General features: G+C 72.0%; 28 protein-coding genes. 15 read left to right on the top strand and 13 right to left on the bottom strand.

The features are described from left to right. Positions 1 to 49: 49 nt before the first annotated feature. The 3 genes from ACZ3IJ_RS01935 to ACZ3IJ_RS01945 are packed head-to-tail and all read right to left on the bottom strand — an operon-like array spanning position 50 to position 2,292. Positions 50 to 268, bottom strand: a complete 219-nt coding sequence (locus tag ACZ3IJ_RS01935; RefSeq protein ID WP_391796478.1) for a hypothetical protein — start codon at positions 266 to 268, stop codon at positions 50 to 52. Positions 269 to 282: 14 nt separating this feature from the next. After that, complete coding sequence (locus ACZ3IJ_RS01940; protein ID WP_467465684.1) at positions 283 to 990, bottom strand: alpha/beta fold hydrolase; 708 nt, start codon at positions 988 to 990, stop codon at positions 283 to 285. Positions 991 to 1,005: 15 nt separating this feature from the next. Continuing rightward, complete coding sequence (locus ACZ3IJ_RS01945) at positions 1,006 to 2,292, bottom strand: MFS transporter (RefSeq protein WP_467465685.1); 1,287 nt, start codon at positions 2,290 to 2,292, stop codon at positions 1,006 to 1,008. A 154-nt stretch (positions 2,293 to 2,446) separates the two neighbouring features. Between ACZ3IJ_RS01945 and ACZ3IJ_RS01950 the strand changes: the two genes are divergently transcribed. The 3 genes from ACZ3IJ_RS01950 to ACZ3IJ_RS01960 all read left to right on the top strand — a co-directional run bounded on the left by ACZ3IJ_RS01950 (position 2,447) and on the right by ACZ3IJ_RS01960 (position 5,284). Then, complete coding sequence (locus ACZ3IJ_RS01950; protein WP_467465686.1) at positions 2,447 to 3,469, top strand: LacI family DNA-binding transcriptional regulator; 1,023 nt, start codon at positions 2,447 to 2,449, stop codon at positions 3,467 to 3,469. A 141-nt stretch (positions 3,470 to 3,610) separates the two neighbouring features. After that, positions 3,611 to 3,880, top strand: a complete 270-nt coding sequence (locus ACZ3IJ_RS01955; RefSeq protein ID WP_467465687.1) for a hypothetical protein — start codon at positions 3,611 to 3,613, stop codon at positions 3,878 to 3,880. A gap of 216 nt (positions 3,881 to 4,096) precedes the next feature. After that, on the top strand, positions 4,097 to 5,284 hold the full coding sequence (locus ACZ3IJ_RS01960) for a thiolase family protein (RefSeq protein ID WP_467465688.1): 1,188 nt from the start codon (positions 4,097 to 4,099) through the stop codon (positions 5,282 to 5,284). Positions 5,285 to 5,368: 84 nt separating this feature from the next. Here ACZ3IJ_RS01960 and trxA read toward each other — a convergent pair whose 3' ends face one another. Continuing rightward, positions 5,369 to 5,743 (bottom strand): thioredoxin, encoded by a 375-nt coding sequence (gene trxA / locus ACZ3IJ_RS01965; protein ID WP_352189661.1) that lies wholly within the window; start codon positions 5,741 to 5,743, stop codon positions 5,369 to 5,371. 187 nt (positions 5,744 to 5,930) lie between these two features. Between trxA and ACZ3IJ_RS01970 the strand changes: the two genes are divergently transcribed. After that, positions 5,931 to 7,382 carry a dihydrolipoyl dehydrogenase family protein gene (locus ACZ3IJ_RS01970; RefSeq protein ID WP_467465690.1) on the top strand — a complete coding sequence of 484 codons (1,452 nt, stop codon included), beginning with the start codon at positions 5,931 to 5,933 and terminating at the stop codon, positions 7,380 to 7,382. Continuing rightward, positions 7,379 to 8,260 carry a 3'-5' exonuclease family protein gene (locus ACZ3IJ_RS01975; protein ID WP_467465691.1) on the top strand — a complete coding sequence of 294 codons (882 nt, stop codon included), beginning with the start codon at positions 7,379 to 7,381 and terminating at the stop codon, positions 8,258 to 8,260. The genes ACZ3IJ_RS01970 and ACZ3IJ_RS01975 overlap by 4 nt, the downstream gene beginning before the upstream one ends. Positions 8,261 to 8,322: 62 nt before the next feature. Here ACZ3IJ_RS01975 and ACZ3IJ_RS01980 read toward each other — a convergent pair whose 3' ends face one another. Further along, positions 8,323 to 8,949 (bottom strand): TetR/AcrR family transcriptional regulator, encoded by a 627-nt coding sequence (locus tag ACZ3IJ_RS01980; RefSeq protein ID WP_467465692.1) that lies wholly within the window; start codon positions 8,947 to 8,949, stop codon positions 8,323 to 8,325. A gap of 140 nt (positions 8,950 to 9,089) precedes the next feature. Here ACZ3IJ_RS01980 and ACZ3IJ_RS01985 point away from each other — a divergent pair, with 140 nt between their 5' ends. Both ACZ3IJ_RS01985 and ACZ3IJ_RS01990 read left to right on the top strand, forming a co-directional pair. After that, complete coding sequence (locus ACZ3IJ_RS01985) at positions 9,090 to 10,487, top strand: purine-cytosine permease family protein (protein WP_467465693.1); 1,398 nt, start codon at positions 9,090 to 9,092, stop codon at positions 10,485 to 10,487. A 32-nt stretch (positions 10,488 to 10,519) separates the two neighbouring features. After that, positions 10,520 to 12,181, top strand: a complete 1,662-nt coding sequence (locus ACZ3IJ_RS01990; protein ID WP_467465694.1) for an amidohydrolase — start codon at positions 10,520 to 10,522, stop codon at positions 12,179 to 12,181. Positions 12,182 to 12,242: 61 nt separating this feature from the next. Here ACZ3IJ_RS01990 and ACZ3IJ_RS01995 read toward each other — a convergent pair whose 3' ends face one another. From ACZ3IJ_RS01995 to ACZ3IJ_RS02005, 3 genes are all read right to left on the bottom strand, one after another. After that, the gene (locus tag ACZ3IJ_RS01995) at positions 12,243 to 12,890 is read right to left on the bottom strand and encodes a DUF305 domain-containing protein (RefSeq protein WP_467465695.1); all 648 of its coding nucleotides are present in this window, start codon (positions 12,888 to 12,890) and stop codon (positions 12,243 to 12,245) included. A gap of 92 nt (positions 12,891 to 12,982) precedes the next feature. Further along, on the bottom strand, positions 12,983 to 13,381 hold the full coding sequence (locus ACZ3IJ_RS02000; RefSeq protein ID WP_467465696.1) for a DUF6153 family protein: 399 nt from the start codon (positions 13,379 to 13,381) through the stop codon (positions 12,983 to 12,985). Positions 13,382 to 13,467: 86 nt separating this feature from the next. After that, the gene (locus ACZ3IJ_RS02005; RefSeq protein ID WP_467465697.1) at positions 13,468 to 13,812 is read right to left on the bottom strand and encodes a tetratricopeptide repeat protein; all 345 of its coding nucleotides are present in this window, start codon (positions 13,810 to 13,812) and stop codon (positions 13,468 to 13,470) included. Between the two features lie 145 nt (positions 13,813 to 13,957). Between ACZ3IJ_RS02005 and ACZ3IJ_RS02010 the strand changes: the two genes are divergently transcribed. From ACZ3IJ_RS02010 to ACZ3IJ_RS02030, 5 genes are all read left to right on the top strand, one after another. Then, a complete protein-coding gene (locus ACZ3IJ_RS02010) occupies positions 13,958 to 14,923 on the top strand; it encodes a pirin family protein (protein ID WP_467465698.1) in 966 nt (321 codons plus the stop codon). A gap of 122 nt (positions 14,924 to 15,045) precedes the next feature. Beyond that, on the top strand, positions 15,046 to 15,219 hold the full coding sequence (locus ACZ3IJ_RS02015) for a hypothetical protein (RefSeq protein ID WP_467465699.1): 174 nt from the start codon (positions 15,046 to 15,048) through the stop codon (positions 15,217 to 15,219). Positions 15,220 to 15,298: 79 nt separating this feature from the next. Continuing rightward, complete coding sequence (locus ACZ3IJ_RS02020) at positions 15,299 to 15,619, top strand: hypothetical protein (protein ID WP_467465700.1); 321 nt, start codon at positions 15,299 to 15,301, stop codon at positions 15,617 to 15,619. 237 nt (positions 15,620 to 15,856) lie between these two features. Further along, positions 15,857 to 17,704 carry an N-acetylmuramoyl-L-alanine amidase gene (locus ACZ3IJ_RS02025; RefSeq protein WP_467465701.1) on the top strand — a complete coding sequence of 616 codons (1,848 nt, stop codon included), beginning with the start codon at positions 15,857 to 15,859 and terminating at the stop codon, positions 17,702 to 17,704. Positions 17,705 to 17,832: 128 nt separating this feature from the next. Next, positions 17,833 to 19,179, top strand: a complete 1,347-nt coding sequence (locus tag ACZ3IJ_RS02030) for a PP2C family protein-serine/threonine phosphatase (RefSeq protein ID WP_467465702.1) — start codon at positions 17,833 to 17,835, stop codon at positions 19,177 to 19,179. Between the two features lie 45 nt (positions 19,180 to 19,224). On the opposite strand, the gene ACZ3IJ_RS02035 is transcribed toward ACZ3IJ_RS02030, so the two are convergent. Beyond that, entirely contained in the window at positions 19,225 to 19,644 is a 420-nt protein-coding gene (locus ACZ3IJ_RS02035) for a VOC family protein (RefSeq protein ID WP_467465703.1), read from the bottom strand. A 100-nt stretch (positions 19,645 to 19,744) separates the two neighbouring features. Then, positions 19,745 to 20,584: a class II glutamine amidotransferase gene (locus ACZ3IJ_RS02040; protein ID WP_467465704.1), complete on the bottom strand. Its 840-nt coding sequence runs from the start codon at positions 20,582 to 20,584 to the stop codon at positions 19,745 to 19,747. Between the two features lie 163 nt (positions 20,585 to 20,747). Here ACZ3IJ_RS02040 and ACZ3IJ_RS02045 point away from each other — a divergent pair, with 163 nt between their 5' ends. From ACZ3IJ_RS02045 to ACZ3IJ_RS02055, 3 genes are all read left to right on the top strand, one after another. Further along, on the top strand, positions 20,748 to 21,212 hold the full coding sequence (locus ACZ3IJ_RS02045) for a DUF3618 domain-containing protein (RefSeq protein ID WP_467465705.1): 465 nt from the start codon (positions 20,748 to 20,750) through the stop codon (positions 21,210 to 21,212). Continuing rightward, positions 21,209 to 21,475 carry a DUF4235 domain-containing protein gene (locus ACZ3IJ_RS02050; protein WP_467465706.1) on the top strand — a complete coding sequence of 89 codons (267 nt, stop codon included), beginning with the start codon at positions 21,209 to 21,211 and terminating at the stop codon, positions 21,473 to 21,475. Before ACZ3IJ_RS02045 ends, ACZ3IJ_RS02050 begins: the two co-directional genes overlap by 4 nt. A 188-nt stretch (positions 21,476 to 21,663) precedes the next feature. Then, positions 21,664 to 22,221, top strand: a complete 558-nt coding sequence (locus ACZ3IJ_RS02055) for a DUF3291 domain-containing protein (RefSeq protein ID WP_467465707.1) — start codon at positions 21,664 to 21,666, stop codon at positions 22,219 to 22,221. Positions 22,222 to 22,227: 6 nt separating this feature from the next. Here the strand turns inward: ACZ3IJ_RS02055 and ACZ3IJ_RS02060 are convergent, their stop codons facing one another. The 3 genes from ACZ3IJ_RS02060 to ACZ3IJ_RS02070 all read right to left on the bottom strand — a co-directional run bounded on the left by ACZ3IJ_RS02060 (position 22,228) and on the right by ACZ3IJ_RS02070 (position 26,350). Then, entirely contained in the window at positions 22,228 to 23,502 is a 1,275-nt protein-coding gene (locus tag ACZ3IJ_RS02060; RefSeq protein ID WP_467465708.1) for a ricin-type beta-trefoil lectin domain protein, read from the bottom strand. A 218-nt stretch (positions 23,503 to 23,720) separates the two neighbouring features. Further along, complete coding sequence (locus ACZ3IJ_RS02065) at positions 23,721 to 24,371, bottom strand: DUF4360 domain-containing protein (RefSeq protein WP_467465709.1); 651 nt, start codon at positions 24,369 to 24,371, stop codon at positions 23,721 to 23,723. A gap of 263 nt (positions 24,372 to 24,634) precedes the next feature. Beyond that, positions 24,635 to 26,350 (bottom strand): ABC transporter ATP-binding protein, encoded by a 1,716-nt coding sequence (locus ACZ3IJ_RS02070; RefSeq protein ID WP_467466254.1) that lies wholly within the window; start codon positions 26,348 to 26,350, stop codon positions 24,635 to 24,637. Between the last annotated feature and the right edge of the window lie 22 nt (positions 26,351 to 26,372).

A 26,372-nucleotide genomic window follows, 5' to 3' on the forward strand; every position in this document is an offset into this window, starting at 1 on the left:
TCCGGTGAAGGGAGTGTGCGCCTCGCCGGACAGGCGCTCAATGGATCGGTCAGCCCTCGTACGCGGCTGTGACATAGACGGTGCGTGGAGGGAGATGTTCCACGACCATCACGACCGTTCCGAGACCGATCCGTTCCGTGGCGTCGGCCGCGTACGCGAGGAAGTGCTCGGCTCCGCCCCGGATCCTGACGATCACCTCGCCGACGAGTCCCGGCCCGACGGTGCCGGTGACCCGGCCGACCATGCCCACCATCGAGAGCTCGTCCATGACCACACGGTACGTCAGATCCATCCCTTCAAGGCGGTCATGAACCCGTCGAAGTCGTCGCGGTGGATCGTGTGTCCCGCGCCGACGACCGTACGGAGTTCGAAACCGCGCCCGGAGAGCATCCGGGCGTCGTCCGCGGTCACGAGCGGGCTCGGGTCGGCGAGGGCGACCAGCGAGGGCACGGCCGGTCCCGCGGGCCACATGTCCCGGCCGGCGAGGGCCACGAGACTCTGCGCCGTGCGCTCGTCCCACAGCCCGACGGTGTCGATCTCGATGTCGAGATCCTCCTCCGCCCAGCGGGGGTTGAAGACCCTGATGTGCTCACGGGTGAGCCGCTTGGCATGCGCGAAGAGCTCCGCCCGGGCGCTCGCGTCCCCCGCCGGGAGATGCCAGGCAGGGTCGACGTACACCGCTCGACGCGGGGCCAGGCGCTCCACCGCGGTGGCGAGGGCCAGCGCTCCGAGCGAATGCCCGATCGCCAACTCGGCTCCCGCGGAGAGGGTTTCGACGAGATCGTCGGCGTAGCTCTCCGGTGTGTACTCCTCCGGCCCGGCGGCCCGGCCGCTGGCGCCGTGCCCGCGCAGATCCACCGCCACCACCCGGTATCCCTGCTCGGCCAGGGCCGGTCCGACCCGCCGCCAGGTGCGGTGGTCGGACATGATGCCGTGGATCAGCAGGGCGACCCGGTCGCCGGATCCCCAGGTGGTGGTGTGCAGGCGCACGTCGTTCCCTCTCGGTCAGCGCACGGTACGGATCGGGCGCACGGCGAGTGCCCCGAGGACCGACAGTACGGCGGCGATCACGAAGAGGGCCGTGTACCCGCCGCTGAGCGAGACGATGAGCGAGGCCACGAAGGGCGCGACGATCTGCGGTCCGGCGTTCGCCACGTTGAGCACGCCCATGTCGCGGGCCGCGTCCTCCGCCTTCGGCAGCACCATGGTGACCAGGGCCGTGTCCACGGCCATGTAGCAGCCGAAGCCGAGGCCGTTGACGACGGAGAAGACGAGCATCGCGCTCCAGCTCGTCGAGACGGCCGGTATGACGAGCGCGACGGCGGCCAGCGCGGCCGAGGCGCCGACGAACAGCTTGCGGCGGTCGTAGCGGTCCGAGAGCCAGCCGCCCAGGACGGTGGAGACCACCATGGCGACCGAGTTGACCGGCATCAGGATGGCCACCGCCTCCTCCGGGGTGAGCCCGCCCGGCAGGTCGGTGTGGTCCTTGAGGATGTACAGCTGGAAGCCGGCGACCGCGAAGTAGCCGAGGACGAGCAGCGCGCGCCCGATGAACGCCCAGCGGAAGTCGTGGTCCTTCAGTGCGCTGCCGAAGGCGGCGATCTGCTGCCTCACGGGCAGGGGTGCCTTGGCGGGCATCCGCTGCTCGGGGGCGCAGGTGGTGAACAGGACGGCGGTGGCCGCCACGATCACGCCGAAGACCAGGTAGCCGGTGCGGTAGTTCTCCGAGAAGGCGGCGCCGATGAGCGCGCCGACGGTGGACCCGATGGGCATGCCGAGCCCGACGGCGGCCGATGCCTTGCCACGTGCGGCGAAGGGCACCCGGTCGGGCACGACCGAGGTGATCGCCGCCTGGTAGATGTTCATGACGGCCTGGCCCAGACACCAGGCGATCGTCACGAGCAGGATGGTGTCCACGCTGCCCAGCAGGAACATCACCGGTATCGCGAGCAGTCCGCCCGCCAGGATCCACGGGTTGCGCCGGCCCGAGCGGTCGGACAGCGCGCCGGCGACCGGATTGAACACCGTCGCGAAGATCGCGGAGACACCCGAGACCAGGCCGAAGTTGGCGACCTTGTTCGCGGGGTCGATGTCCTCGATCTGCAGGGCGAGCAGCAGGCCGGGGACGCCGATGTAGAGCGCGTACATCGCCGTGTTCCCGGCGAGGAGGAGGGACAGCAGACCGCGGGTGGGCCGGGGCTCCGCGGGGGAGCCGGCTGCGGCTGCGGCGGGGGTTTCGGGTCCGGTTCCGGTGCCGACGTCGGGTCCGGTGTCGGAGGAGGAAAGGGCCACGGTGCCCTCCTGGTGAAGATCGCCCGATGCGGGGGCGAGGAGCGGATGTGCGAGAGGTGACACGTGTCAGTGACACGCGTCAGCATTGTGTAGCACCCGAATCCGGCCATCCGGAAGACCCTGGCTCGGATTGGTCTGGAAAGATGCCGGAGCGATGACCAAGTCACCCGAACAGTCCGCCGAACGTCCCGTCCCGACGAGCGCCGATGTGGCGCGCCTCGCGGGAGTGTCCAGAGCGACCGTCTCGTACGTCCTGAACAACACCGCCGCCGTACGGATCAGCGAGCCGACCCGGCAGCGGGTGCGCGAGGCGGCGGAGGAGCTGGGATACGTCCCGCACGCCGCGGCGCGCAGCCTGCGTGCCGGTCACAGCCGGATGGTGCTGCTGCCCACCGCCCATGTGCCGATCGGACCCCTCTACAGCCGTTTCTTCAACGAGCTGCAGTGGGCCCTGCGGCGCCTCGACTACACCGTCGTGCAGTACGGCAGCCTCGGCCTCGAAGGCGACGAGGCCGCCCGTGCCTGGGCGGAGCTCCGTCCGGTCGCCGTGGTCTCGCTCGGTGAGGTCCAGCTCTCCCCGCACGGCGTCGAGATCCTGAAGCGGTCCGGGGCGAAGGCCGTCATCACCGTCGGCCCGCACCGGGTCGACGGCGCGCACGCCCTCGTCATGGACCAGGGCCGGGTGGGGCGGGTCGCCGTCGAGCACCTCCTGGAGCGCGGCCGGCGCCGGATCGGCGTGGTGATCCCCGAGGAGCCGGGGCTCGAGATGTTCTCCGGGCCGCGGCTCGAAGGTGCCCGGCAGGCGGTGGCGGGGACGGAGGCCACCGTCGTACCGCTGCCGCTGCGGTACGAGGAGGAGTCGGCGAACGGGCTCGCCGGACGCTGGCGCGAGCTGGGCCTCGACGCGGTGTTCGCGTACAACGACGAGTACGCGATGCTGCTGATGCGGGCCCTGCAGGACGCGGGGATCTCCGTCCCGGACGAGACGGCGGTCGTCGGCTCGGACGACCTGCTGCTCGGGCGGCTGCTGCGGCCGCGGCTGTCGACGGTGCAGATCGACATGGTGATCGGCCGGCATCTCGCCGAACTCGTCGACAGCACGGTCCGCGCCCCCGAGAGCACGCCCATGGCGCAGGAGCTGATGGCCTCGCGGGTCGTCGCCCGCGAGTCGAGCTGAGCCGTGCCCGCGGGGCGGCGGGCGTGGCAGGCGCGGGGCGGCGGGCGCTGGGCGTCGGGCGCTGGGCCTAGGGGCGTCGGGCGGTGAACGCGGGGCGCCGGGTGGCGGGCGCCGGTCGGCGATGCGGCTTAGCGTCGAAGCATGAGCACAGTTCCGCGGCGCTTCGAGATCCTGCTCGTCGCCGAGCACGTGGAGGACCGGGGCGGCGCGTCCGTGGAGGACAGCGCGGTCCGGACCGCGGTGGTGGAGGCGACGGGCCACACGGGCTCGTCGGGCTACCCGCGCTACGAGGGTCACGGCATCGCCGCCGACATCGACCCGGAGACCCGCACGGTCGAGGCGCTGCTCGTCGACGGCCGTGAGCTCGACTACGGTCTGACGGCGCTGGTCAGGGTCCCGACGGGGTCCTGAGCGGTGGCGGTGTCGTCTGGGTTCACACGCCACGTACGGGACGTCCGGCACCGTTGACAGAAGCCGCCGCCGGGCGGAGACTCGGCGCGCACGTCAACGAAGGAAAATTCACCAGGCGAACGCAGCCCGGCAGGCACGCGCACGGCGCACACGTACAAGCACACGCACGCGGCCCGTACGCAACAGCCCGCCCGAGGGTCACGTGGGAGAGAACCGATGAGCATCCGCGACGTCTACATCGTCGACGCCGTCCGCACCCCGATCGGCAAGTTCGGAGGCGCGCTCTCCTCCGTACGCCCCGACGACCTCGCCGCCCATGTCGTCGCCTCGCTCGTGAACCGGTCGCCCGACCTCGACCCGGCCAGGATCGACGACGTCTACTTCGGCGACGCCAACGGCGCGGGCGAGGACAACCGTGACGTGGCCCGGATGGCCGTCCTGCTCGCCGGGCTCCCCACCTCCGTGCCCGGTGTCACCGTCAACCGGCTCTGCGGCTCCGGTCTGGAGGCGGTGATCCAGGCCGCGCGCGCGATCGCCGTGGGCGACGCCTCCGTGGCCGTCGCGGGCGGCGTCGAGTCGATGTCCCGCGCTCCCTGGGTCCTCCAGAAGCCCGAGCGCGCCTTCCCGGCCGCCCACCAGCAGCTCCACTCCACGACGCTGGGCTGGCGGATGACCAACCCGAGGATGCCCGCCGAGTGGACCGTCGGCCTCGGCGAGGGCGCGGAACTGATCGCCGACAAGCACGCCCTCACCCGCGAGCAGCAGGACGCGTTCGCCCTGGCCAGCCACCAGAAGGCGGCCGAGGCGTGGGCGAAGGGGCTGTACGACGGCGAGGTCGTGCCCTACGAGGGCGTGGAACTCGACCGGGACGAGTGCATCCGCGACACCACGTCCCTGGAGGCGCTCGCCAAGCTGAAGCCGTCCTTCCGCCGTGAGGGCGGGACGGTCACGGCGGGCAACGCCTCGCCGCTCAACGACGGTGCCGCCGCGCTGCTCCTGGTCGACGAGGAAGGGCTGCGGGAGACCGGCCGTGAGCCGCTCGCCCGGATCCGCGCCTCGGCCGTCACCGGCATCGAGCCTCAGCTCTTCGGGCTCGGGCCCGTGGAGGCGGTGCGGCGCGCGCTCGGGAAGGCGGACCGGTCCTTCGCCGACCTGACCACGTTCGAGCTCAACGAGGCCTTCGCCGCCCAGTCCCTCGGCTGCCTCGCCGAGTGGCCGGATCTCGATCCCGCCGTCGTCAACCCGCGCGGCGGTGCCATCGCCATCGGGCACCCGCTCGGCGCCTCCGGCGCACGGCTCGCGGGCGCGGTGGCGCACCAGCTGGCGGCGGCCGGCTCGGGTACCGGACTCGCGGCCCTGTGCATCGGCGTCGGCCAGGGTCTCGCGCTGGTCCTGGAGCGCTGACCCCGAGGAGTACCGACCTCCGAGGGACACCACGCACGCGGGGGGCGGTACGGGAGATCCCGTACCGCCCCCCGCGACGCGCCGTTACTGCTGCTGCTGTTGCTGGGCGTCCTCGATCGACTTGCGCACCTGGTCCATGTCCAGCTTGCGCGCCTGACCGATCACGTCCTCGAGCGCCGCCTCCGGCAGCGCGCCGGGCTGGGCGAACACGGCCACGTTGTCGCGGACGATCATCAGCGTCGGGATCGAGCGGATCTCGAAGGCGGCCGCCAGCTCCTGCTGCGCCTCGGTGTCCACCTTGGCGAAGACCAGGTCCTCATGGCGCTCGGAGGCCGCCTCGAAGACCGGTGCGAACTGCCGGCACGGACCACACCAGGAAGCCCAGAAGTCGATCAGAACGAATTCGTTGTCGCTCACGATCTGGTCGAAGTTGTCCTTGGTGAGCTCAACAGTGCTCATGTTTTCTGCCTCTCCGGGTCTCCTGGTGGGTGTCCTCACGGTCCCCTGGGGACTCGACCCGCACAACGGCGTATCGAGTCGCGCTATTCCACGCGGTTCCGCTCCTGTGCACGGCCCTCGTCGCGGGCGTGCAGGGCCGCACCTTCCCCTGTGGCCACGGTGCACACCTGCCAGCAGACTGGGGCTCATGACACATGAGGTGGAGCAGGAGTACGACGTGGTGGTCCTGGGCGCGGGACCCGTGGGCGAGAACGTGGTGGACCGGGTCAGGGCCGCCGGTCTGAGCGTGGCTGTGGTGGAGAGCGAACTGGTCGGCGGCGAGTGCTCGTACTGGGCCTGTATGCCGAGCAAGACCCTTCTGCGCCCGGCCATCGCCCGCTCGGACGCGCGCAAGGTCCCCGGCCTCCGGCAGCTGGTACAGGGACCGCTCGACGCTGCGGCGGTCCTGGCCCACCGCGACTACTACGTCTCCGACTGGAAGGACGACGGCGCCGTCGACTGGCTGGAGTCCACCGGGGCCCGCCTCTACCGTGGCCACGGCCGTCTCGCCGGCCCCCGGAAGGTCGTCGTGGAAGGCCCCGAGGGCGATCGGCATCTCCTCTCGGCCCGTCACGCCGTCGCCGTCTGCACCGGCAGCCGCGCGGCGCTGCCGGAGCTGCCCGGCCTGACCGGGGCCCGGCCCTGGACGAGCCGCGAGGCGACCAGCTCACACACCGTTCCCGGCCACCTGATCGTGGTCGGCGGGGGAGTGGTCGCGGCGGAGATGGCCACCGCCTGGCAGGCGCTCGGCTCGCGGGTGACCGTCCTGGTGCGGGGCAAGGGGCTGTTGCCGCGCATGGAGTCCTTCGTCGGCGAGCACGTCGCGGACGCGCTGACCGAGGGCGGCGCCGATGTGCGCACCGGCGTGTCCGTCGCCGCCGTGGTACGCGACGGAGGCACCGGCCCGGTCACCGTCGTCCTGGAGGGCGGCGACCGGATCGAGGGCGACGAGGTCCTGTTCGCGACGGGCCGGAGCCCGCGCACCGACGACATCGGTCTGGAGACCGTCGGCCTGGAGCCCGGCTCGTGGCTCTCGGTGGACGACAGCCTCCGGGTCGAGGGAAGCGACTGGCTGTACGCCGTCGGCGACGTCAACCGGCGGGCCCTGATGACCCATCAGGGCAAGTACCAGGCGCGGATCGCCGGTGCGGCCATCGCCGCGCGCGCCGCCGACGACGCCTCCGTGACGGCCACCCCCTGGGGCGCGCACGCGGCCACCGCCGACCACGCGGCCGTACCCCAGGTCGTCTTCACCGACCCCGAGGCCGCGGCGGTCGGGCTCTCCCTCGCCGAGGCCGAGAGCGCCGGTCGCCGGGTCCGCGCGGTCGACCTCGACCTCACCTCCGTTGCGGGTGCCGGGCTGTACGCCGACGGCTACCGCGGCCACGCCCGGATGGTCGTCGACCTGGAACGCGAGATCGTCCTCGGCGTCACCTTCGTGGGGCCCGGCATCGGAGAGCTGCTCCACTCGGCCACCGTCGCCGTCGCGGGGGAGGTGCCGATCGACCGCCTCTGGCACGCCGTTCCGGCGTATCCGACCCTGAGCGAGGCCTGGTTGCGGCTCCTCGAGGCGTACCGGGACGGCGCGACCACGGCATGAGTCCCGGCGCCCCCGACCTCACCAACGCCTACGACGGCCGCTGCGCGGTCTGCGGGTCCGTCGTGCCGGCGGGGACGGGGGTGCTGCGCCACGGCCACGGCCCCAAGGACGGCTGGGAGGTCTTCCATCCGGGGCACGTGCCCGAGGACGGACCGCCGGCCCGGCAGGACCTGCCGGGCTGGCACCGCCGCCGCCTCATGGCGGTGGACATCGTGACCACCGGATACCGGGCGGCCGTGGACCGGATCCTCGCCGCTTCGGTACGGACGAGCGACGGCGCGGGCAACGGAGATTGGATCCTGGATCCTGGATCCGATCTCCTCGATCCGGACGGCGGGGCGGGACTCGGCGCCGCCGTCGAGCGCGCCCGCGCCGAAGGCGCCCCCGCTGCCCGCGCGCTCGACGAGCTCACGACCGTCCTCGCCGGTCACCTGGCCGCGAACGAGGTGCTGGTCGTCTGGTTCGCCCCCCACGTCCTGACCACCCTCCACGCCGAGCTCCGGCGCCATGACCTGGCCCCCCTCACCGCCCGGCTCCCGCACGGAGTGGCCCCCGTCTGCGACCCGCTCGTCCTGGACCGCCACGCCGACCGCTACCGCCCCGGCAGCCGCTCCCTGCGGGCCGTCACCGCGTGGTACGGCGTCCCGCACGCCCGCCCCGGAGACGCGGCCTCCGACGCCGAGGCGTCCCTCGCCCTCGCCCGGGTGATCGCGGACTCCTATCCCGCCGTCGCCAAGCTGTCCCGCCCCGGACTCCACGCCGAGCAGATCCGCTGGTACGCCGACCAGATGAGGCGCCACCCCGACGCCCTCGAGTGGCCGTACAGCGCCGTCGGGCCGCTCCCGTGGGAGGACCCGCCGACCGCCGCCGGTGCGTAGCCGCCGCTCACCCCCCGAGGGATCAGTCGCGCGACCTCAGCCCGCGACCTCAGCCCGTGGGATCAGCCCGCGGGATCAGCCCGCGGGATCAGCCGCGCGGCCGCCGCCCGAGCCGTGTCGATCGCCGGGCGCGGGTCGGGGCCGTACTCCTGGCCCAGCACCATGCGGGTGCTGAGACCGTCGAGGAGTGCGAGGAGTTCGGAGGCGCGCTCGGTCACCTCGGCCGCGTCCATGGGCGCGAACCGGGCCTGTGTCACACCCTTCGCGAGCAGGGCCTCCAGGTCCTCCTGCCAGCCCCTATCCAGCTCCTGCTGCGCCTCGCGCAGCGTGTCGTTCCCCTGGGTGCGCGCCCAGAGTTCGATCCAGAGCATCCACCGGGGATCGCGCGGACCCTGCGGCAGATAGAGCCGCAGGAACAGGTCGAGCTTGCGCTCCGCCGTCAGCCGCCGGCCGAGCAGCGCCCGACGCTCCTCGGTGAGGGCCGCCTCGCTCCAGCGCAGCGCGGCGAGCAGCAGCAGGTCCTTGCTGCCGAAGTAGTACAGGATGTGGCCGCCGCTGGTCCCCAGGCGCTCGGCCAGCGCCGACATGGTGAGCGCCGCGAGACCGTTCTCGGCGATGGCCGCCATGGCCTCCTCGAGCATCCGCTCCTGGGCGATGTGCCCGTCGCGCCGTCGTGCTGACCCTGCCACCCGTGCCGCCTCCATCCCCGTCACCCGCCAGGTCACGACTTTAACCGCAGGGCCCGGAGGTCTTGACGCGGCCGTCATCTCTCCCACATCTTGAATGCTGTTCTAAGTTCTAGAACACCATTCAAAGTCTGGGAGTGGGCATGCTGCACCAGGAGAGAACGGCGGACGCCGGCCGCGACGAGGTCTTCCAGGTCGAGGGCCACGGCATCGACCCCATTCCGGACGCCGAGCGCCACGGCGGCGCCAAGGACCTGTTCTGGCTCTGGTTCGGCTCCAACCTCACCTTCACCTACGTGATCAACGGCGCCCTCGCCGTCGCCTTCGGCCTCTCCTTCTGGCAGGCCACCGCGGCCGTCGTCATCGGCGGCCTCTCCTTCTTCGCGATCAGCGCGGCCGGGCTCAGCGGCGTCCGCACCGGCACCGCCACCCTCGTGATCTCCCGCGCGGCCTTCGGGGTGCGCGGGAACTGGCCCGCCGGACTCCTCAACTGGGTCGTCAGCATCGGCTACACCATCGTCAACACCGTTGTCGGCACCCTCGCCCTCGAAGCCCTCCTCGCCGACCTCGGCTGGGCCACGGGCGGCCACACCGCACGAGCCGTCGCCCTGCTCGTGACGCTCGCGATGACCTTCGCCGTCGCCCTGTGGGGTCACGCCACGGTCCAGTTCGCCGAACGCTGGATGGCCTACGCCCTCGCGCTCGGGTTCGCCGCCCTGCTCGTCTTCGTGCTGCCCGGCGCCGACACCACCGCCCCGGCCGAGGGGCCCGGCGCCGCCGGCTGGAGCCTCGCGTTCGTCGTCGTGCTCGCCGGCCCCATCTCGTACGTCCCGATGCCCGCCGACTACACCCGTTACCTGCCGCGCACCACCTCACTCAAGGCCCTCACCTGGAGCGGTGGGCTCGGCGGCTTCCTCTCCTCCGTCGCCCTCGGCATCGCAGGCGTCGCCGCCGCGACCCAGGCCGACATGACCGACGCGGTCGCCGGGGCCGAGGGACTGCTCCCGAGCTGGTTCCAGCCGCTCTTCCTCGCCCTGATCCTCGGCGGCTCGGTCACCAACTCGATCATCACGCTCTACTCCTCCAGCCTGAACCTCCAGGTCCTCGGCATCCCCTGGAGCCGCTCGCGCGCCATCGTGATCAGCGCCGCCGTCACCGCCGTCGGCTCCCTCGGTGCCCTCTTCCTCACCGACTTCACCACCTCTCTGCTCGCCTTCCTCTCCCTCCTGATCATCGTCTTCGCCCCCTGGGGCGGGGTCTTCCTCGCCGACATGGTCCTGCGCCGCTGCACCTACGACTCCGACGCCCTGCACGCCGGCGAGCGCGGCGGCTACTGGTACCGCTCCGGATGGAGCCCCGCGGGAACGACCGCGCTGCTCGCCGGGATGGTCTTCGCCGCCCTCACCTGCGACTCCGAACTCTGGACCGGCCCCCTCGTCGCCCCGCTCGGCGGCGCCGACCTCACCCTCCTCGGTGCACTCGTCTCCGCGCTCGTGTACGTCCTCCTCGCGCGCCGCGCCGCCACCCCCGTACAGCCGTGACACCTTTGCCAGGAACTGGAGTTCGCCCCCTCATGAACAGCGCAATCCCCGCCGACCTCGTGCTCACCGGGGCCCGCATCCACACCGTCGACCCCCGGCTGCCCGAGGCCGAGGCGCTCGCCGTGCGCGACGGACGCATCGTCTGGCTCGGCACGGACGCCGACGCCACGCGCTGGACCGGTCCCGGCACCACGGTCCTCGACGCGGGCGGCCGCCTGGTCCTGCCCGGCTTCGTCGACGCCCACAACCACGTACGCCTCGGTTCCGACGACGCCTGCGTCCAACTCGCCGGGGCCCGTACCCTCGACGCGATCCACGAGCGCATCGCCACCTGGCGCGCCGCCCACCCCGAAGCCGCCTGGATCGAGGCCGAGGCGTTCGACTACTCCGCGATACCCGGCGGGCGCATGCCCACCGCCGCCGACCTCGACCCCGTCACCGGGGACACGCCCGCCCTCGTGCTCAGCTACGACGTGCACACCGCCTGGCTCAACACCGCCGCCCTGCGCGCGCTCGACGTCACCCGCGACCGCACGGACCTGCCGTTCGGCACCGCCGTCATCGACCCCGGGACCGGCGAACCGACCGGCTTCGTCAAGGACTTCGCGATCAAGGGCCTCTCCCGGGCCGGCCACCGTGCGCTGCGGGAGCTCGGCCTCCCGTGGGCCTCGCCCGACCGCCAGTACGGCCGGCTCGCCAAGAGCCTGGACGACGCGATCGCGTTCGGCATCACCACCGTCGTCGAACCGCAGAACTCCCTGGACGACCTCGCCCTCTTCGAGCGCGCCCGCGCCGAGGGCCGGCTCCGTTCCCGGATCGTCGCCGCGCTCTTCCACCCGCGCGGCACCACCGACGCCGAACTGGACGAGTTCGCCGCCGCCGCCCGTACGTTCGCCGACGACCGGCTGCGCGTCGGACCGCTCAAGCTGTACATCGACGACGTCGTCGAACCCCGCACGGCCGCGCTCCTGGAGCCGTACGCGGGCTGCGGGCACCACCGCGGCGACACCTTCTACCCGCCGGAGGAGTTCGCCGCGCTGCTCACCGGGCTCGACGCGCGCGGCTTCCAGTGCTTCGTCCACGCCACCGGCGACCGCGGCATCCGCACGGTCCTCGACGCCGTCGCCCGAGCCCGCGCCGCCAACGGGCCGCGCGACGCCCGCCATCAGGTCGTCCACGTGGAGTGTCTCGACCCGGCCGACACCCCGCGCTTCGCCGAACTCGGTGTCGTCGCCTGCATGCAGCCCCGCCATGCCGCACCCGACATCGCGGGCCCCGGCCAGGACTGGGCCGAGAACATCGGCCCCGACCGCTGGCACAAGGCGTGGCCGCTGCGCAGCCTCCATGCCGCAGGGGCCGTCCTCGCCCTCTCCAGCGACTGGAACGTCGCCGAGATGGACCCCATGGTCGGCATCTACACAGCCGTCACCCGCCGTCCGCTGCACGGCGGGGGAGAGCCCTGGACGCCGGAGGAGACGATCGACGTCGCGACCGCCGTCGAGGGCTACACCATGGGGTCCGCCTTCGCCAACTTCCTGGAGGACGAGCGGGGTTCGCTGACCGTCGGCAAGCTCGCCGACTTCGTCGTCCTCTCCCGCGACATCCTCCGCGTCGACCCCGAGGAGATCCCGGGGACGGTGGCCGAGACCGTCGTCGTGGGCGGCGACATCGTCCACACGCGTACGGGCGCCTGAGCCCCCGTACGGCGGGCCTGCGGCACCCCGGAATCCGGGGCGCCGCAGGCCCGCGCCCGGGTCAGAGCCGGTCGAGGATCCTCTTCAGCTCGGCGATCTCGGCGGACTGGGTCCGTACGACGTCGTCGGCGAGCTTCTTCGCCGTGGCGTCGCGGCCGTCCGTCTGCTCGGTCCTCGCCATCTCGACCGCCCCCTCGTGATGGGCGATCATCAGCTCGGCGAACTTCCGGTCGAAGGCCTTGCCCCGGAGGGACTCCAGCTCCTTCATGTCCTGCTCGGACATCATCCCGGCCATGGCGTGGCCACTGCCGTGTCCGCCGCCGTGACCGCCCTCGCCCGCCGACTCGGGCTTGCCCCAGGACTTGAGCCAGGACCTCATCGTCCGGATCTCCGGGTCCTGGGCCTTCTCGACGTCGGCGACGATCTTCCTGACGCCGGCGTCCTCCGCCCTGCCCTCGGCGAGCTTCGCCATCTCCAGGGCCTGCTGGTGGTGCGGGATCATCGCCTGGGCGAACGCCACGTCCGCGTCGTTGAACGCGCCGGCCGCGGAGGAGCCGGGAGCCGAGGCCGCGGCGCCCGGCTTCGTCCCGCCGGCCGCGTCGTTCGCGGAGTCTCCGGCGGAGCCGCAGGCGGCGAGCAGCAGGGCCGCGACGGCCGCGGCGCCGGTCAGCGTGAGCTTCCGGGCGGTGGGATGGTCGAACGTACGCATGTCTGTCACACCTCGTGTGCTGTGAAGGTTCGGAAGGGTCGAAGCGGCGCGTGTGCGGGCAGCGCGAGGCGCGCCCGCGGTGGCGGTTCGGCCTATATCCGCAGGATCGACAGCTGAGCGAGGCCGGGAGATATGGGTGGCGGGGCGTTCGGGGCGAGCGACCGGGTGAGCCGGCCGAGCAGCCGGACCAGCCGGTCGGGACGCCGTCCGAGGGCGGCGAGGACCAGCCGGGCGAGAGCCCAGACCCCGAGGACGGCCACGCAGAGCGTGCTCATGTCCGTCGCCATGCCGGAGTCGTGCGACGGGGCGGCGGGAGCCTCGGTGCCCGGGGGGTGGACGGGGGCGTCGTGGACGGGGGCGGAGACGTGCGACATGCCGTCCGTCCCCGTGTCCGAGGCGCTCTCCGGGTGGCCGACCGCGTGCATCACGAAGACGCCGAGGGCGAGCACCACCACGAGCATCAGGTGCGCGACGGCACCTCCCGCTCGCATGCGGCTCCGTCCCACTCGTCCCGTACGCACGGCCGAACCTCCCGCGACGACCCTATCGAAGGCCGCCGCGGGACCGGCTCAAGGGCCTACTCCGGCAGGTCGCCGCTCATGGCGGCGGCGAGCCGGAGGTGCGGGGCGGCCTCGGCGGGGCGGCCCTGCCGCTGCAGGGTGCGGCCGAGCATGAGCCGGGCGTAGTGCTCCACCGGGTCGCGGTCGAGCACGGCGCGCAGCTCGGTCTCGGCACGGGACAGCTGGGCGGAGTGGTAGTACGCGCGGGCCAGCAGCAGGCGCTGGGCGGTCTGTTCGGGGTGCTCGGCGACGAGACCGCGCAGGATGCGCGCCGCCGACTGGTACTCCTTGGCCTCGAAGAAGAACCGGGCGCGGTCCCAGCGCTCGCCGGCCGTGCCGAACTCGTAGTACGTGTCGTTCACTCGCGCTCCCTCGTGGCGTCCATACCCTGCCACCCGGTGGGGTGGTGCCGTCGTCGTCAACATCGCAAGATGATTGAACATTCCACTACTATTTCCGGGTGGAGACACGCCCACCTCGTCCCGTGAGAGGAATAGGTTGACTGGCATGAGCAATCTAGATCGTCAGGCCGCCCTCACCGTGTGCGGCGGCCGCGGCTTCGTCGTCGCCGAGCCGGTCCGGGAACTCCTCAGCCCCCGTCACGTCCAGCTCGGCGAGTCGACCGAGGTCCGCCGTCTGCTCCCCAACCTCGGCCGCCGCATGGTGGGCGCCTGGGCCTTCGTCGACCACTACGGTCCCGACGACATCGCGGACGAGCCCGGAATGCAGGTTCCGCCGCACCCGCACATGGGACTCCAGACGGTGAGCTGGCTCCACGAGGGCGAGGTCCTGCACCGGGACAGCACGGGCAGCCTGGAGACGATCCGCCCCCGGGAACTGGGCCTGATGACCTCGGGCCGGGCGATCTCCCACTCCGAGGAGAGCCCCCGCTCGCACGCGCGCTTCCTCCACGGGGCCCAGCTCTGGGTCGCGCTCCCGGACGCCCACCGCCACGTCGAACCCCACTTCCAGCACCACGCGGACCTCCCTCAGGTCACGGCCCCCGGCCTCACGGCCACCGTGATCCTCGGCGAACTCGACGGCGCCGCCTCGCCCGGCACCACCTACACCCCCCTGATCGGCGCGGACCTCGCCCTGACGGCGGGCACGGAGGCGAGTCTCCCCCTGGATCCGGACTTCGAGTACGCGGTCCTGTCCATGTCCGGGGAGGCCCACGTCGACGGCGTCCCCGTCCTCCCGGGCTCGATGCTCTACCTCGGCTGCGGCCGCACCGAACTCCCCCTGCGCGCGACCTCGGACGCGGGCCTGATGCTCCTGGGCGGCGAGCCGTTCGAGGAGGAGATCGTCATGTTCTGGAACTGGATCGGCCGGTCGCACGAGGAGATCGCGCAGGCCCGGGAGGACTGGATGACGGGCACCCGCTTCGGCGAGGTGAAGGGCTACGACGGCCTCCCGATCCCCTCCCCGGAACTCCCCCCGACCCACCTGAAGCCCCGGGGCAGGGTGCGCTGACCGCGAAGCCCGCGGCCGCGGTGGACCAGGGCGCCCCGGTCTGTCGCCGGTCGAAGCCTCGCCCTCGGCGTGGACCGGCGATGCGGGGGCAGACGGACAGCACCCTTCGAGAGGAGCTGTTCATGCTTGGCATAGTGGCTGCGGTCCTGTTCTTCATCGCTTGGCTGATCAACGCCGCGGACATCGGTACCAACGACGTCTTCTCCTCGGCGAACGTGATGCTGCTCGGGTTGACCGCCCTCGCCCTTCACGTGGCGGGTGTCGGGGCCGGCCGCACCTTCAAGCGCCGCCGCTGACCTTGCCGGGGCAACCCGCTGGGACGTTCTGACGTCTCGTTCTCCGGAGGACGTCCGCCGACCACACCCGGGAGAGCACGTGGCGAAGAAGAACGAGACGACGGACGCGGCGGCGGAGAAGGACCGCGAGAAGTGGATGGCGCGTTTCCAGGTTCGGCTGGCCAGGCAACCGGGCGTGGACCGGGCAGTCGTGCTGCGGGCGGTCAAGGAGGTCACGGCGCACTGCGCGGAGACGGGAGAGCATCCGCGGGTCGCCTTCGGTGATCCGGACGCCCACGCCGTGCAGGTCGCCGAGCGGCTCGTGCCGGCGGACCGGGCGGCCGAGGCCCGGCGTCGCGACGCCGGGGTGGACGCGCTCGACTCCGTACTCAAGAGGGCACGGGACATCGCCGGACTCTGACCGCCCGCGCCACCTCGCTCCCGGTGGGACTCGTCGTGTCGTGGCCGGCGACTGCTCCGGTGCGGTGACGGACCCGCACGCATGCGGCGTGTCGGCCGGAACGTAAAGCTGTCGCCCCAAGGATTGTGGCGGCCGCTGGACCGGCCTCGACGACGACTCCGACCGCCGAAGCGAATGGGACGTGGTGTGGCCAGAAGACACAGGGGGCAGCGGCGTCTCGGCGCGACGGGTGTGGCAGTGGCCCTCATCTGGGGGTGCGCCGGCGCCGGGACCGCCCGGCCGTCCGATGCGACGCCGAGTGACTTCGAGCGGGCGGCCGAGCAGGCGGCCGCGGAGTTCGGCGTACCGAAGGATGTGCTCCTCGGGGTCAGCCACGAGGCCTCCTGGTGGGAGGGCAACCAGGGCCGCCCGAGTACCAAGGGCGGCTACGGACCGATGCACCTGACGGACACGACGTCCGGGAGGACGTACGCCCACCGCCCGGGCGAAGGGCCCGTGGACACCACCGGCACCGACGACCCCTCCGAGCACACCGTGCAGGCCGCCTCCGCACTGATCGGCGTCGCACCACGGACCCTCAAGACCGACGAGCGGCAGAACCTCCGAGGTGGCGCCGCCCTCCTCGCCTCGTACCAACGGCAGATCACCCGGGGGGCCTCGCCGGATCCCGGCAGCTGGTACGGGGCCGTGGCGCGCTACAGCCAGGCGGCCGACACCGCGACGGCCGGCCGGTTCGCCGACGGCGTGTTCAGCGTGATCCGTACGGGCGCGCAGAGGGTGCGCGAGGACGGCCAGACGGTGACGCTGGCGAAGAGGCCGGCCGTTCGTCCGGCGACGTCACAGCTCGCGTCCCTGAGGCTGCGGACGCTTCCCGCGACGGAGGTGCCGGAGTGCCCCACCGAGCTGAACTGCCGGTTCGTCCCGGCCGCCGCCTCGAACTACCAGGTGTCCGCGCGGAATTCCAACGGCATCGACGTCGACTTCATCGTCATCCATGACATCGAGGGGCCCTACGACGCGGGAATCAGCTGGTTCCAGGACCCGTCCAGCGGGGTCTCCGCGCACTACGTGATGAAGGCCGACGGCAGCGCTGCGACCCAGATGGTCGCCACCAAGGACATCGCCTTCCACGCCGGGAACTACTGGGTCAACCTGCACGGCGTCGGCATCGAGATGGAGGGTTACGCCGCCCAGGGGCCTACCTGGTTCACCCCGGCCCAGTACAAGGCGACGGCCGCGCTGGTGACCTATCTGGCACGGCGCTTCGACGTCCCGCTCGACCGCAGGCACATCGTCGGGCACGACAACGTCCTCCCACCGCGTCCGGCCCGCGCGCCCGACGCCCACTGGGACCCCGGCCCCTACTGGGACTGGGAGAAGTTCATGGCTCTTCTCGGCGCAGGCGACCGCCGGGAGCCCGGGGCCGAAGGGCGCGCGGGCGGCGGGAGCATCGGGATCGGGCAAGCGGTCGGCATCGCCCCGGAGTACGGCGGGAACCCGCAGGCGGTCCGGGTGTGCGATCCCAAGTGTCGTACGCAGAACCAGCCTTCGAACTTCCTCTACGTCCGCACGGCGCCGCGTGCCGATGCTCCGCTCGTCTCCGATCCCGCGCTCCATCCGGACGGGTCGGCGGGAACCGAGCGCATCGACGACTGGGGAGCCACCGCGATGTGGGGGCAGGAGTTCGTGGTCGCCGACGTGCGAGGAGACTGGACGGCCATCTGGTTCGGTGGGCAGAAGGGCTGGATCCACAACCCGGCGGGCGCGCACACCCGCCCCGCCCCGAACGCGCGGATCGTCCGTCCCGCGGACGGGGTGACGTCGGTCGCCGTCCACACGACGGCCTATCCTCGCGCCGCCGAGTACCCCCGGGGTGTGGTCGCGTCGGAACAGACGCGGTTCACCATGTACGCGTTCCCTCCCGGTCAGGCGTACGTGGCCGCCCGCACCCCGGTGCGTGCCGACGACTTCTTCCCCGCCACGCCGTCGCGCGCCGAGGTCGTGGTCACCGGTGACCAGAAGTACGACGTGATCCAGTACAGCCGCCGCCTCGCCACCGTGGACCATGCCCAGACCCGCGGCTGAGCGCTTCGTCACCAGGCGGGTCGGGTCGTCCACACAACTGAGCCGTAGCGGTGTGCTGGCGCGCGGATGGCCGGAGGGCTGAGTAGGTTGGCGACAGAGGCATCCCCGGGAAGAGGAGCCGGTGGGCCGTGGAGCTGGAGATCGATTACAGGGCGCTGTTCACCGCGACGCCGAGCCCGTATCTGGTGCTGTCACCGGATCTGGTGATCGTCGATGTCAACGAGGCGTACCTGCGGGCGACCGGACGCAGCCGTGAGGAGCTGCTGGGCCAGCCCTTGTTCGAGGCCTTCCCCGACAACCCCGCGGACCCCGACGCGGACGGTGTGAGCAATCTCGGGGCGTCGCTGGGGCGGGTGCTTGCCACGGGCCAGACGGACATCATGGCGCTGCAGAAGTACGACATCCCCGTGACCGAGCGCCCCGGAGTGTTCGAGGAGCGCTGGTGGTCCCCGGTCAACGCCCCCGTCACCCGTCCGGACGGACAGGTGGCATGGATCATCCACCGGGTGGAGGACGTGACCTCGTTCGTCCGTGCCCGCCGGTTCCACCGTTCCGCCGAGGGCGAGCAGCTGCCCGGGAGGGGAGGCCGAAGCGGGAACGAGACGGGGAGCGGGAAGGAGGACGGCGGCGAGAGCGAAAGCTCGAGCGGGGACGAGAACGGCAACGGGAACGAGAACCAGAGCGAGGACGGGGTGGAGGCCGAGCTGTACGCCCGGGCGCGGGAACTGCAGCTCCTGAACGAGGAGCTGCGCCGTGCGCATACCCGGGAACGGGAGGTCGCGCTCGCGCTGCAGGAGGCGATGCTGCACTCCCCGGACCTGGCCCGGCATTCGGATGTCGCCGTGCGCTACCTGCCGGCCATCGGCTCGCTGAACGTGTGCGGCGACTGGTACGACACCGTCGACCTGGACGAAGGACGCTTCACGGTCGCCGTGGGTGATGTCGTCGGCCACGGCCTGGAAGCCGCCACGGTCATGGGCATGCTCCGCAGCGCCCTGTCCGCCGCCGGCCGGTCGGTGGCGGGGCCCGCGCAGGCCCTGGAGGTGCTGGGGATGTACGCCCGCTCCATCGAGGGGGCGCTCGCCGCCACCGCGGTGATGGCGTTCGTGGACACCAGGTCCCAGCTGGTCGTCTACTCCAGCGCCGGTCACCCGCCACCGGTGCTTCTGCACGCGGACGGCACCTGCGAGCTGCTGGATCAGGCCACGGACCCGCCGCTGGGAGCCAGGCCGGAGCATGTGCTCCGGCCGCAGTCCGGCACCTCCTACCGCCCCGGAGACACGCTCGTCCTCTACACGGACGGGCTGATCGAACGCCGCGACGAGGACATCGACCACGGCCTGGACCGGCTCACCGCCGCGCTCGGCGACCTCCACGGCCATGACCCGGAGCTGCTCGCCGACGAACTGCTCGCACGGCTGGGGGTCGCCGGAGGCGCTCGCGACGACATCGCCCTCGTCGTCGTCCGTCTCTGACCCTCCACGTCAGCCGCACCGAACCACCGGACCGACAGGGGGAGTTCACACCGTCTGACGAGAGCCGTCGGCGGATCGAGCGGCCAGGACGAAGGAGTGCCCGGCCGGATCGGTGTAGCGGCGCAGGTCGGTACGCCGGTCGGACCGCGTACCGTCGCGCACCGCCGCGACGGGGCGCGCACCGAGCGAGACCGCCTCGCGCTCCGCCGCGTCGAGCGCGTCGTGGGCCACGAAGAACTGCAGGTGGGCCTGGAGCGAGTCCTCGGGGCGGGGCCAGCTCGGCGGCGCCTGTCCGAGGTCACGGCGGATCCCGAGGACCACTCCGGCGTCGCCGGAGACGAGCAGCAGATCGGGATCGCCGTCGGCCGGCTCCACGGTGGCGGCCAGCAGGGCCGCGTAGAACTGTGCGAGGGGTTCGGGGTCGGTGCTGTCGAGGACGAGGACACTGGTCTTGGGTACGGTCATGCGACCCGTCTGCCCCGCGCCGCCACGGACAAGCGCACCGGCCGCCGACCACCGGCCGCGGCCCGCTCTCGGCTGGCGACGGCTGCCTTTACGGCCACGCCTACGGCAACTCCGGAACGAACGGAAGGTAGTCGGTCTCCGGACCGGAGGGGATCACCGCGTAACTGGACTCCGGCAGTTCGTTCCACACGCCCGGCAGGTCGCCCAGGGGCTCGGAGACGACGATGCGGGTGTCGTCGGAGATCTCGCTGAGATAGTGGATCTCGGGGTGAAGGCGCCGGACCGCCTCGGCCCTGCTGCTGTAGAAGAGCGAGCGGGACTTTCCCTCACTGGAGTGCCGGAACGCCCAGACGCGCTCCCCGTCGCTCACCGCCACCGTCATCTGCATCGGATCGGGCACGCCGTGTTCCCTGCCGAGGTGCTCCACCGTGCCCACCATACGGGCCACCGCGCCCGGGACGTCCTGGTCGAGGCCGAAGGTGACGGCCAGGTAGAACATCACCTCGGAGTCCGTCGATCCCTCGATGGAGGGGAAGAGCGCCGGGTCGACCGCCATGCAGAGGTCGCGCTGCAGGCGGGGGAAGTCCGCGATGGCCCCGTTGTGCATCCACATCCACCGGCCGTGCCGGAAGGGGTGGCAGTTGGTCTGCTGGACCGCCGAGCCGGTCGAGGCCCGGACGTGGGCGAAGAACAGGGGGGAGCGGACATGCGCCGAGAGTTCGCGCAGGTTGCGGTTGTTCCAGGCCGGCCCGACATCGCGGAACACGGCCGGCGTCCCGTCCCCGTCCGTGCTGTACCAGCCGAGGCCGCAACCGTCACCGTTGGTCGTCTCGACACCCATCCTGGCGTGGAGACTCTGATTGATCAAGGAGTGTTCGGGACGGTAGAGCACGGTGTCGAGCAGCATCGGCGTACCTGAATAGGCGAGCCAGCGACACATACGCCCCATCCCCTTCGGGAGCCTGTTTCGAGCGTACGTGGTGAGCGCCGGAAGTGCCCGTCCGTGACGGCTCCGGGCCGTGTGGACCGGGCCAGGCCGGGTACGCGCGCAGACACGGGGGTCGGAAGACCGTGCACGAAAGATCGACAAGGAGGGCGAAGCGATGACCCCGTCCCGGCACGAACCGCAGAACAACGGCGCCGAAGCGACCGAGAAGCAGCGAGAGAAGGTGCAGCAGACCCGGGAGCAGCTCGGAGCCACGGTCGACGCGCTCGCCGCGAAGACCGACATCAGGGCCACGGCGCACGACACGGCCGCCGCCGTGAAGGACAGGGCGGGCCATGTCGCGACCCAGGTGCGGGACAAGGCCGCCCACGCCGCTCAGGCCGTGCGGGAGAAGACTCCCGAGCCCGTACGGGAGAAGGCCGGCAGCACGGCGGCTCAGGTTCGCGACAAGACCGTGCACACCGCGCACCTGGTGCAGGAGAAGGCACCCGAACCCCTGAAGCAGCGGGCCGGCCAGGCCACCCGCACGGCGCGGGAGAACCGCGTCGCGCTGCTCGCCGCCGCCGGAGTCGGGCTGCTGGCCGCGGCGGTGATGCGCCGACGCAGGAAGGCACGTCGATGAAGGCCTCGAAGGTCGCCTACAAGCCGTTCGGCCTGGCGCTGGGCGCCGCGACCGGCATGATCTCCGGAGTGCTGTTCAGGCAGGTGTGGAAGAAGCTCGGCCACGAGGACGACGCCCCTGACGCCACGGACGAGGAGCGCACCTGGCGCGAGGTCCTCATCGCCGCCGCGCTGCAGGGCGCCATCTTCGCCACCGTGAGAGCGGCCGTCGACCGCTCCGGCGCCACGGCGATCCGCCGGGTGACCGGGACCTGGCCCGGCTGACCTGCCGGGCCGGGCCCCGGAGCGCGTCGGGGAGGAACGCTCAGCAGGGGGGGTGCCTGCTGTTGACTCCCGTGTGCGAGAGGCCACTTGGACAGGGAGAACGCAACTTCGACAAGGCCCGGAGAGGTCGCTACCTTCACCTGGTCCTCGGGCGATCGCCCCGCAGGCACCCCACCAGGGAGAGACACATGCCCCATCTCGCGCTGTACACATTCGGCGTCCTCAAGTCACCTCTCGCCGATGCCGGGCCTCTCACGCGCGAGTTCTACGACATCGGTGAAGCCGTCTACCGGACGATCAGTCAGCAGCCCGGCTACCTCGCGCGTGCCGAAGCGGCGGGCGGCGACCGGGGCATGCTCTTCGAGGCGGACTGGGGTGCGTGGGGAGAGTTCGCCGTACCGAGTTGGTACGGCAAGGGCCGGACGGTGGAGAGCACCGCTCTGGCCGCGACCCTCTCGCTCTGGACAGGCCTGTGCCCTGCCTTCGACGCCGTCTACGCCGGTCCGCACCGTGAGGCGCTGAACAGGCGGCACGACTGGTTCGAGAGGGCAGGGCACCCGAGTCACGTGGCCTGGTGGGCCTCCGACGGTGTGAAACCCACCTGGCAGGACGGGGTTTCCAGGCTGGAAGCCCTCCATGACCACGGCCCCGCGCCGCACGCCTTCACCTTCCACCGCGCTTTCGACCCGGAGGGAACGCCGACCGGGATCGAAGGCGCCGGGCCGAGGAGCCGCCGCGTCCGCTGATGGCGCTCAGCCCACCGTCCACTTCTGGTTCGCCGTTCCGGCGCACGTCCACAGCTGGAGCCGGGTGTTGTTGGCGGAGCTGTTGCCGGTGGCGTCGAGGCACTTGTTCGCCTGGGGGTTCACGATGTCCCGGGCCGCGCCGGCGACCCAGCGCTGGGCCGGGGTGCCGTTGCACTGCCAGAGCTGGACGAGGGTGCCGTCGGCCGTGCCGCCGGAGGCCGCGTCGAGGCACTTGCCCAGGGCTCGGATCGTGCCGTCCGTACCGACCGTCCACTGCTGCGCGGCGGTGCCGTTGCAGTCGTAGAGCTGCACCGGCGTGCCGTCGGCCGTGTTCGCGCCGGCGACGTCCACGCACTTGCCGCCGAGTCCGGTGATCCGGCCGCCGGTGGTCGGGCCGTCGCCCGTGGTGACGCGGACGTGGTCAACGACGAGCTGCTGCGGGAAGACGGTCGAGCCGTCGGGGTCGCCGGGCCAGTAGCCGCCGACGGCGAGGTTCAGGATGAGGAAGAAGGGCTTGTTGAAGACCCAGGAACGGCCGCCCAGATCGGCCGGCGTACGGGTCTGGTACACGGTCCCGTCCACCGACCAGGTGATCCGGTCGGGGGCCCAGTCGACGGCGAAGGTGTGGAACGCGTCGGCGAACGCCTGCCCGCCGGGCAGCGTGTAGCCGGCGCCGATGCCGCCCGAGCCGGAGTAGCCCGGGCCGTGGAGGGTGCCGTGGACGGTGGAGGGCTCGAAGCCCACGTTCTCCATGACGTCGATCTCGCCCGAGTTCGGCCATCCGACCTGGCCGAGGTCGTTGCCGAGCATCCAGAACGCCGGCCACATGCCCTGGCCGCGGGGCACCTTCATCCGGGCCTCCACCCGGCCGTACTGTGCCGTGAAGCGCCCGGCGGTGTTGAGGCGGGCCGAGGTGTACTCGCACCGTCCGTACCAGCACGTGTAGTTGCCGGGGTTCTCGCGGCGCGCGGTGATGACGAGATGACCCTGACCGTCGAGCGCCGCGTTGGCGGTTCCGGCCGTGTAGTACTGCCGCTCGTGGTTGTTGACGTTGTCGCCGGTCTCGAGCTGCCAGCGGCCGGCGTTGACGGCGGAGCCCGCGGGGCCGTCGAAATCCTCCGCGAAGGTGACGGCGGCCGCCTCGGCGGCGGGCGCCGCGCGTATGCCGTCGTCGGCGGGGGATGCGGGGGCGGTGCCGGCGACGCCGAGCAGCAGAGCGGCGCCCGCCAGGGCGGACAGGGCCGCCCGCAGGGCGCGGCGCGGTGGGCGGGAGGAGTGCATGGCTCTCTCTTCCGTCGGATGTGGGGGATGTGGGGGATGGGGTGGCGGAGGTGGCAATGGAGGGGACGGCAGCAGGAAGGCATGCGCATGACATGCCTTCGTCACCTTCATGATTTAAGAAGTAAGTTAAGTGGCCGTCAAGAGGCTTGAGTTGGTCGCCGGGAGACGCGGCCGCCCCCGGCCGGGACGGGGGGCCCGGCCGGGGGCGGCCGCAAGTGTCAGTTCGCCGGACACTCCTTCCAGGCGAGGTGGTACACGGTGCTGATGTCACCGTCGGTGGAGTCCATCGTCATGTAGCTGGTCTTGGCCGGGTTCGACGTGCCGGCGTTCACCCGGAGTTCGGTGTTGATGTTGAAGTTCCGCTGCACACCGCAGGGCGCCCACACGAGCTGAGCCCAGTCGGTGTTGTCGGTGGCCTGCCAGTTGTCCTCGTACGGGCCCTGGAAGGCGTGGGTCCGCGACGCGGTGTTCGGTGAGCCCTGGAAGTAGTACGACGCCTTCTCGGTGCTGCTCGCGCCGGGCTGGAGTGACGCGTAGCCGCGGTAGTCGGCGCTGGCGATCGCGTAGGTGAAGCCCTGGGGGACGTGCACCAGGAGGTTGAGCTGGCAGTTCCTGCGGGCCGCCGTGGGGGCGGAGCCGCCGCCGACCTGTGCCAGGTACTCGCTGTACGTGACGGTGAAGGCGGTGTTGTCCTCGGAGACGGCGATGGCCGCGGTGCCCAGGGGGCAGCCGGAGCCGTTCACCGTCGCGATGTCGATGACGATCCTGTCCGGGGGCGGATCGACGATCGACGACGGGCTCGCCTGCGTCGGCAGGGCCGAGGCGAACAGAGCGGCGACCGCTCCGCTCACGAGCAGGGGGACTCTCATGATTTCTCCGATCCGGTGGTTCGCTGCGCCACGGGGGTGGTCCAACCGGCAACGGTTGAACTATCATGTACATGTCAGACGTGTCTGCTGGGGCTCCCCGCCGGTGTGGGCGGGGGTGGTCGAATGCTAGGCGCCCGGGTACGGCGGGGCAGGGGGGTGCCCGGCCAACAATCCCCCCGCGAACGACCCTCCTTTTGGCGCGGAACAGTGGTTGGCGCCCCCTGAGTTCCACGAGAACCGAGTGCCCCAGGGGTAACGCCGCCTCAGCTTTCGGCGGTGGCCAGGAACTGGGTCGCGGCGAGCTCCGCGTACAGCGGGTCGACGGCGACGAGTTCGCGGTGGGTGCCCACGGCCCGTACCCGCCCCGCGTCCATGACGACGATGCGGTCCGCCATGGTGACCGTCGACAGCCGGTGGGCGACGACCATCACGGTCGTGGTGCGCGCGACGTCCGCCACGGTGTCGCGCAGCGCGGCCTCGTTCACGGCGTCGAGCTGGCTCGTGGCCTCGTCGAGCAGGAGGAGCCGGGGGCGGCGCAGCAGCGCGCGGGCGATCGCGACGCGCTGGCGTTCACCGCCGGAGAGCTTGGTGCCCCGGTGGCCCACGAGGGTGTCCAGGCCCTTGGGGAGCCGCTCGACGAGACCGTCGAGCCGGGTGGTCCCGAGCACGCGCAGCACGTCGGCCTCGTCGGCGTCGGGGTTGCCGAGCAGCAGGTTGTCGCGCAGGGTGCCGGAGAGGACCGGCGCGTCCTGCTCGACGTATCCGATCGCGGCGCGGAGCCGGGGGATCTCCCAGGTGTCCAGGTCGCGGCCGTCGAGGGTGATCCGTCCGGCCTCCGGGTCGTAGAACCGCTCGATGAGCGAGAAGACGGTGGTCTTGCCCGCGCCGGACGGGCCGACGAAGGCGGTCATGCCGCGCTGCGGCACGGAGAAGGTCACGCCGTGGTGGACGTGCGGCAGGTCGTCGGCGTAGCGGAACCGGACGTCCTCGAAGGTCAGCGCGGCGGGCTCCGCGCCGGGCGCGGGCAGTGGTGCCGGCGCCGCCGGCGGCTCGGCCGGGAGCTGCAGGGCCTCGCGGATCCGGGCCAGGGCACCGGCCCCGGCCTGGTACTGCGTCACGGCGCCGACGACCTGCTGGATCGGCGACATCAGATAGAAGACGTACAGCAGGAAGGCGACGAGAGTGCCGACGTCGATCGCCCCGGTGGCGACCCGGGCGCCGCCGACCGCGAGCACGGTGATGAACGCGATCTGCATGGAGAGGCCGGCGGTGTTCCCGGCCAGCGCGGACCACTTCGCGGCGCGGAGGCTCTGCCGCCAGGACTCCTCGGCCGCCGCGTGCACGGCCCGCTCCTCACGGTGCTCGGCGCCGGACGCCTTGACGGTACGCAGCGCGCCGAGGATGCGCTCGAGCGACGCCCCCATGGCCCCGACGGCGTCCTGCGCCTGCCTGCTGGCCTTGTGGATACGGGGCACGAAGACACCGATCACCGTGCCCGCGCCCAGCACGACGCCGAGCGTGACCGCGAGCAGCACCGGGTCGACCACGCCCATCATCACCAGCGTCGCGACGAGCGTCAGCCCGCCGGTGCCGAGACCCACCAGCGAGTCGGTGGTGACCTCGCGCAGGAGGGTCGTGTCGGAGGTGACCCGCGCCATCAGGTCGCCGGGCTCGCTGCGGTCCACGGCCGCGATGCGCAGGCGCAGCAGGTACGACGACAGGGTGCGCCGCGCGCCGAGGACGACCGACTCCGCGGTGCGCTGCAGGACGTACCCGCCGAGCGCGCCGATGGCCGCGTTGGCGACGACCAGCGCCGTCATCAGCAGCAGCGCGCCGGCGATCGGACGGTCGTCGGAGAGCGCGTCGATCAGGAACTTGGCCACCAGCGGCAGCGCGAGCCCGGTGGCTCCGGTGACCAGGGAGAGCACAGCCCCGAGCAGCAGCGTCCAGCGGTGCGGCCGCACGTACCCCAGGAGCATGCGCCAGGCGGGCGTGGTCGGC

The organism is Streptomyces sp. NPDC013317 (genome assembly GCF_055563155.1).